Here is a 6,334-nt window from a genome sequence, read left to right on the forward strand (position 1 = left end):
GCAGCTCCTCGGGCGAGGCAGGCACCAATCGGAACCCCGCCACCCAGGCCCTTGGCGAGGGTTATCACATCAGGGATCACACCGTACTGCTGGTAGGCCCACATCTTTCCGGTTCGCCCGACGCCCGTCTGCACTTCATCCAAGATCAGCAATGCCTTGTGTTTATCACAGAGCGCCCGCGCTTTGGTTAAGTACTCCTGCGTCGCCGGAATCACGCCGCCTTCGCCCTGGATCGGCTCCAAAAGCACCGCGCAGGTGTCGTCGGTGACAATGGCCTCCAGTGCTTCGATGTCATTAAAGGGCACATAGTCAAAGCCGGGCGGGAGCGGGGCAAATGGCTCGTGGTACTTGGGCTGACCCGTCGCCGTGACAGCTGCAAGTGTCCGGCCATGGAAAGAATTCTTCGCCGTGACAATGCGCACTTTGCTCTCTGCGATGCTCCGCCCGTACTTTCGCGACAGCTTGATCGCCGCCTCGATGGCCTCCGCACCGGAGTTGCAGAAGAACACGCGCTCGAAGTCCGAGAGCTCCATCAGCCGCCGTGCCAGCCGTGCCTGGGGCTGCGTAAGGTAGAGGTTGCTGGCGTGCATGAGTCTGGCTGCTTGATCCGCAATCGCCTTCGCCAGATAAGGGTGCGCGTGGCCCACGGAGCAGACCGCGATCCCGGAGAGAAAGTCCAGGTAGCGCTTACCATCGGTGTCAAAGAGCCAGCAGCCCTCGCCGCGCACGATCTCGACCGGCTGGCGCGTGTAGGTCGTCATCACATGGGACTGGTCCCACTGCCGAGACTCGCTCTCGGTTTTTGTTGCTTCTGTCGTTGTCATTTCGTGTTTTCCATAATTGTTGCTAGGGCTGTTTGCTCGTCGCGCTTCAGTGTCTCAATCACATTAGCTCGGCTCTCGGCGGGAATGTTTTGGGAGAGCTTGGACTTGCCTTCGAGCCGCGAGATCGCAATCTCCACGCCCACAATTCCCTTGAGCTTGGGCGCGAAAAATGCGTCATCGTATCGGACGGGTTCGGATTCATAGTGCACCTCCAGCGTGAGCAGAATTCGTGTAAGCGCCTCAGGTTCGATGATGAGTTTAGGCGTACCGTAGGCGTGCACTGCGGTGTAGTTCCAGGTCGGGACGGCAGGCGCATGGGTGTACCAGCGCGGCGAGATATAGCCGTGCGGCCCGGTGAAGATCGCCAGGACGCTCTCGGCGCTGGCGAGGTGCTCACACTGCGGATTCGCCTTGGCAAGGTGCCCGATCAGCGTGTTGGTCTCCGGCTGGTAGAGCAGCGGTAGGTGCGTCGCAAAAGGTTCGCCGTTAGCAACAGTCACCAGGCTTGCGAAGCTATTGGTAAGTAGAAACGCCGTGAGCGTCTCGGGATCGTCTACACAAAAATGTGGAGGAATGTACATCTACTCGCTCTCCAGCTCCTGGGCAAAGCGCAGGAGATAGCCGTCGGGGTCTTGGATCAGAAACTCCCGTGCGCCCGAGATAGTATCGCCGGTTTGCCGCCAGGTGTCTTTTAGGTCGCGATAGAGAGTGTGGCCCGCCTGCACCATTTGGTCACGTACTGCGGTTGCGTTGGCACACTCAATCTGGAAGTTCACGCCCCGTCCATAGGGTTTCTCCAAAATCCCGACGTTCCAGCCGGACTCCTGAAACTGCTCCAGCATGAGTTGCGCCCCCTCAAACTCTAGGTAGGCGAAGCCCTCACGCACGAACAGCACGCGAAATCCTAAAAGTTCGTAGAATGCCAAGCTTGTATCGAAGTCCGAGACCGTCAGCTCAGGAACCATCTTTGCCCAGTTGATCTCCATTGTTTACCCCAACCTTTTCTCAAAGTCGCCTGTCGCGACAGGCGTACCGTCGCGGCAGACGCTTCTCTCGCCAAGAAGCTGGAAGCCAAGGCCGGTGTAGAGCGCAATATTGTCGGTTTTCTGGAGCCGTACGGAGCAGGTGAGCCGCGCCAGCCCCTGTGCGCGTGCCAGCGCCTCTAGGTGCCCGATGAGCTTTTTCGCCCGCCCTTGCCGCCGGTAGTCGGGGTGGACGGAGAGCCGGTGGAAGTAGAGCGCATCGCCCTCAATCTGGTAGCGGACGGAGGCGAGGGGTAACCTCTCCTCCCCAACCCTCCTCTCCCGGGCGCTCATTCTTCGCTGGGAAAGGAGGGAGCCAGAATCGGGTTCCCCTTTCCCAGTGAGGTACGAACGCCCGGGAGAGGGGGTAGGGGGAGAGGTTGGCGAGAGGTACACCACCAGCGCCTGCATTCCTCCCGCAAACTGTGCGGCAATCGCTTCCTCGGTCTCTTTGAGCGCCGTCGAGGTTCCCAGCTCGCGGCCGTACTCGGCGAACGCGGCCTGTGTGAGGGCGTGGATGAGCGCTGTGTCTTCAGTTTTTGAAATTATTAGATTGTCTAAATCCATTTCTCCATTACTCCCACTGGGATCACAAACCCGTTGCGCACCATCACATCCTCGCCGTTTAAGACGTAGCCGACACTCTCATAGAGCGCGACATTGCGGCTGATTTTTGGTCGCACGTGGCACCAAATCCGCGATTTGCCGTGCGCTTGTGCCACTTCCTCCAGCCGCGCCAGGAGCGCTTTGGCGACTCCCTGCCGCCGCGCAGAGGGTAAGACCGCGAGGCGGAAAAAGTGCAGACCGCGCCGGTCGAGCTCGTAGCGTACGCAGCCCAGCGCCTTACCGTCGCGCTCCGCCAGAAGTGCGTGGTGGCTACTCGCGGACAGCTCTTTCACCACCTCTGTCTCCGTCTCAAAGAGCGCCGAGGGCGGCGGGACATCGCTGGCATACTCCAGAAAGGCAGAGCGCGTGATGGCATAGACCCGCGCCGCTTCGTCCGGCCGGGCGTCGCGAATCGTCAACTCAGCGCACCATGGTTCCGATGCCCATGTCCGTGAAGAGCTCGATCAGAAGGGCATGGGCACGGCGACCGTCAATGATATGCGCCCGCGGCACCCCGTCCTCGACAGCACTCGCACACGCCTCCAGCTTGGGGATCATCCCCTTGTCCACGATGCCGTCGGCGATCCACTGCCGCGCCTCGGCGGTCGTGATCTCGCTCACCAGGCTGCTCTTGTCCAAGAAGTCCTTGTAGAGCCCCTCCACATCGGTCATCAGGATCAGCTTTTCCGCATGGAGCGCCGCCGCCAGCGCCGCCGCCGCCGTGTCGGCATTCACATTGTACGCCTGCCCATCCGCACCCACAGCCACCGACGAGATCACGGGGATGTAGCCGCCGTTGGTGAGCGTATGAATAATCTCTGGGTTGACATGGGCGATCTTGCCTACAAACCCAAGATCACCGTTGTCCGTGTCCTTGGTAGCGATCAGCAAGTTCGCGTCTTTGCCCGACAGCCCCACGGCCTGCACGCCCTCGCTATTCAAGTGTGCGACAATGCTCTTGTTGGTCTTGCCCGTCAGCACCATCTCGACGATCTCCATCGTCTCCGCATCGGTGACGCGCCGCCCCGCCACAAACTCCGGCTCCTTGCCCAGCTTCTTCATCGCCTCGTTGATCTCCGGCCCCCCACCGTGCACGAGGATCGGGTTGATCCCGACTAGGCGCATCAGCACCAAGTCCCGCATGACGGCCTTTTTCAGCTCCTCGTCGATCATGGCATTGCCGCCGTACTTGATCACAATCGTCTTCCCGGCAAAGATCCGGATATAAGGCAGCGCCTGAATCAACGTCGCCGCAATCTGCTCTGGCATCAAACATTTCTCCTACCGCCCAATGAATTGGGCGTCTGCAATTCAAACAAAGCCCGTTCCGGGCTACGAACTACGCTCCTCTAACTCTTTTGGTAGCTTGGCTCCATACCCCTTTAGCACAGCGATGGCTTCCTCCGAAAGGTGCCAGGCCTCTGCCTCCCAGAGGGGCGTGGTGCCATTGTCCGAGAGGGCATTTACATCAGCCCCATGTTTCACAAAAGCCCAGATTACATCAATGGGGTTTTCAAAGGAGTTGTAGTGAAGCGGGGTACAGCCATACTTGTCACGCTGGTTTGGATTGGCCCCAAGCTCTATCAATAACTCTACCATTGTCCCAGTATCAGCCCAGACGAGAGGGTTTCGTTCTCCATTCAGGCTAGCTCCTAGAGAGTGAAGAAGGCGTATCATCTCCAAATCATTGTTCCGGGTTGCATAAAGCATGGGATAGCCATCACGCTGATTAGTGGCGTTTACATCATGCCCGTCGCGCACTAGTTGCTCCACCATGACATAATCGCGATCCGCAACCGCAAAGGTCAGGGGCGAGTGCCTATCCGGCAAGCCGTGTTTGTAGTAGGCTTGCCAGAAAAGCTGGCGTGGGGCGATGATGAGCATGGGATTTACGCGTCTAGCTTCCCTTCACGATCTGAAATAGAATCCCCAGTATCTGGCGTGCGCCGTTGAGATAACGCTCCTCGCGGTCTAAATAAACGGTCTGCCCGATGAGCTTGATAAACTGCCAGTTCGTCCCGGTTGTCACCACGCCGTAGAGCGCCTCGACTGTGGTTCCCTTGCGCTCATTGAAGAGGCGAGCCGCCACCAGCTCCGCGATGCACTGCCCCAAGCCTGGCTTGAGGTCCTCTTTCTTGGCCTCGACCACGGCAAACACGGGCGCGACGATCACCGAGTGCTCTCGTGAGCGCGTAAAGAGAAAGTCACAGACCCCGGAGAGTCCCTGTTTATCGTCCACCGTGAAGTCCACGCCGGAGAAGAACCCAATCTCGGGCTGGTTGCGCTGGTAGACTTCCATCAAGATCGGGGCGACAATCAGCTCCGAGCGCGCCTTCTCGGTCGCAATCCGCCGCGCCACGGACGTATTCTGTGCCAGCGTCGCCCGGAGCAGCTCGCTGGGTTCAACCGGCTCGACGGCAGGGAACAAGTCCTGCGTGTCGTCGGTGATGAGCCCAAACGTCTCCAGTGCCTGTGCTAAGGTAAATTTCGAGTACGCCATTATTCCAATTCTCCCTGTTTCCTTAACCGTTCTAAATCCGTCCAGCGGAACGCAATCTCGCGAAATCCTGGCGCGTACTCCGCCTCTCGCTCCGCTACTTCCTCGCCGCCTCGCTTGCGGCAAAACTCAGCCGTGTAGGCATTGTCCGCCAACGTCCACATCAGCAGCGAGCGTGCCCCATTTTCATGAGCTTTCCCTGCGGCACTTGCCAGCCTGCGCCCCCGGAAGAAGCGCAGAACGTGCAATGCGGTCATCTCGGCATCCGCCAGGTCGGACTTTTCCAGTGCTACCGAAACGAACCCGACCACATCGCCCCATTCTTCCATTTCGCCGACAAGCGTGATTTTATTACTTGGCTGGTCACTGCGACTTTTCAGAAAACGATCCACAGGCTCGAGCCCGATAATCGGAGCCAGATAGCGCTGCCAGCTTGTTGGCTCAATACGTCGAATATACGCCTCATCGTCGTGGTAGAGTCGGTCTGGTTGTGGGCCGCTCACTGCTTCGCGAAGACAGATGTGGTCAGTGAGCCTAAGCCACTCCAAGTGAGCATCCACTTGCAGGCCGTCTTCCAGTGCCAGCTGCACACCCTGCCTGTTACGAACTTCGAGTTGTTTAAAGGTAAAGAGCATTCCACAGCGGGCATGACGAGCCGAGTCTTGGACAATCTCCTGAACCCCTCGCAGCTGCTCGTCTGTGAGAGAGTTTAGAAAAGCGTGAATTCGTTGCCCCGACGGGTTCAAGGGCTGTGAGTATCCTCGTAGCAGGCTTGCACAAGTAGAATATCGGTAGTGGGCTCGAAGCTCCCCTTCCAGAAAATCGGCGTAGGCTTCCTCTTCCGGCGTTTTAGGTTGCATCGAGCGAATGAATTGCTCGGCAATCTGCTCTGGACTCATAGCAGGCATGGCTAGGCGAGTATCTCCCGGATGGGTTGGCCGTGGTCGATTTCGAGGCGCTTTCTGCCGGGCACTTCGAGCTTTCGGGAGTCGAGGCCGAGCTGGTGAAGCACCGTGGCGTGGATGTCGGTGAGATAGTGGGGGTTCTCTACCGCGTAGAAGCCGAGCTCGTCGGTGGCGCCGTGGGTGATCCCGCCTTTCACGCCGCCACCCGCCAGCCAGGCGCAGAAGCCCTGGGGGTGGTGGTCGCGGCCCGTGCCCTCCGCGCCGGGAGTGCGCCCGAACTCGGTGCCAAAGACCACGAGGGTTTCGTCGAGCAGGCCGCGCCGCTTGAGGTCCTTGAGCAGGCCCGCGATGGGCTTGTCCACTTGTGCCGCCAGCGTGGTGTGGTTGCCTTTCACATCACTGTGAGCGTCCCAGGCCCCGCCACCGCCGCCGCCGTGGAAGAGCTGGACGAAGCGCACACCGCGCTCGACCAGCCGCCGG

At 59.4% G+C, this 6,334-nt stretch carries 10 protein-coding genes; all 10 read right to left on the reverse strand.

The window, feature by feature from the left end:
- A partial coding sequence (locus RMO15_RS19060; RefSeq protein ID WP_309715391.1) for an aminotransferase class III-fold pyridoxal phosphate-dependent enzyme occupies window positions 1-824 on the reverse strand: 824 nt, incomplete at its 3' end.
- Window positions 821-1,405 (reverse strand): FMN-binding negative transcriptional regulator, encoded by a 585-nt coding sequence (locus RMO15_RS19065; RefSeq protein WP_309715394.1) that lies wholly within the window; start codon window positions 1,403-1,405, stop codon window positions 821-823. The genes RMO15_RS19065 and RMO15_RS19060, both read right to left, overlap by 4 nt.
- A complete protein-coding gene (locus RMO15_RS19070) occupies window positions 1,406-1,810 on the reverse strand; it encodes a VOC family protein (RefSeq protein ID WP_309715399.1) in 405 nt (134 codons plus the stop codon).
- A gap of 3 nt (window positions 1,811-1,813) precedes the next feature.
- A complete protein-coding gene (locus tag RMO15_RS19075; protein ID WP_309715402.1) occupies window positions 1,814-2,413 on the reverse strand; it encodes a GNAT family N-acetyltransferase in 600 nt (199 codons plus the stop codon).
- On the reverse strand, window positions 2,404-2,871 hold the full coding sequence (locus tag RMO15_RS19080; RefSeq protein WP_309715405.1) for a GNAT family N-acetyltransferase: 468 nt from the start codon (window positions 2,869-2,871) through the stop codon (window positions 2,404-2,406). Before RMO15_RS19080 ends, RMO15_RS19075 begins: the two co-directional genes overlap by 10 nt.
- Before the next feature lies 1 nt (window position 2,872).
- On the reverse strand, window positions 2,873-3,721 hold the full coding sequence (gene argB, locus RMO15_RS19085; protein ID WP_309715408.1) for an acetylglutamate kinase: 849 nt from the start codon (window positions 3,719-3,721) through the stop codon (window positions 2,873-2,875).
- A gap of 63 nt (window positions 3,722-3,784) precedes the next feature.
- Complete coding sequence (locus RMO15_RS19090) at window positions 3,785-4,336, reverse strand: ankyrin repeat domain-containing protein (protein WP_309715410.1); 552 nt, start codon at window positions 4,334-4,336, stop codon at window positions 3,785-3,787.
- Window positions 4,337-4,349: 13 nt separating this feature from the next.
- The gene (locus RMO15_RS19095; RefSeq protein WP_309715413.1) at window positions 4,350-4,952 is read right to left on the reverse strand and encodes a hypothetical protein; all 603 of its coding nucleotides are present in this window, start codon (window positions 4,950-4,952) and stop codon (window positions 4,350-4,352) included.
- Window positions 4,952-5,857, reverse strand: coding sequence for a hypothetical protein (locus RMO15_RS19100; protein ID WP_309715416.1), 906 nt, complete (start codon window positions 5,855-5,857; stop codon window positions 4,952-4,954). The genes RMO15_RS19095 and RMO15_RS19100 overlap by 1 nt, the downstream gene beginning before the upstream one ends.
- A 2-nt stretch (window positions 5,858-5,859) precedes the next feature.
- Window positions 5,860-6,334, reverse strand: a 475-nt coding sequence (locus RMO15_RS19105; protein ID WP_369016136.1) for a DUF1501 domain-containing protein, incomplete at its 5' end; no start/stop codon positions are given.

This window comes from Armatimonas sp., assembly GCF_031410135.1.
GTDB lineage: Bacteria > Armatimonadota > Armatimonadia > Armatimonadales > Armatimonadaceae > Armatimonas.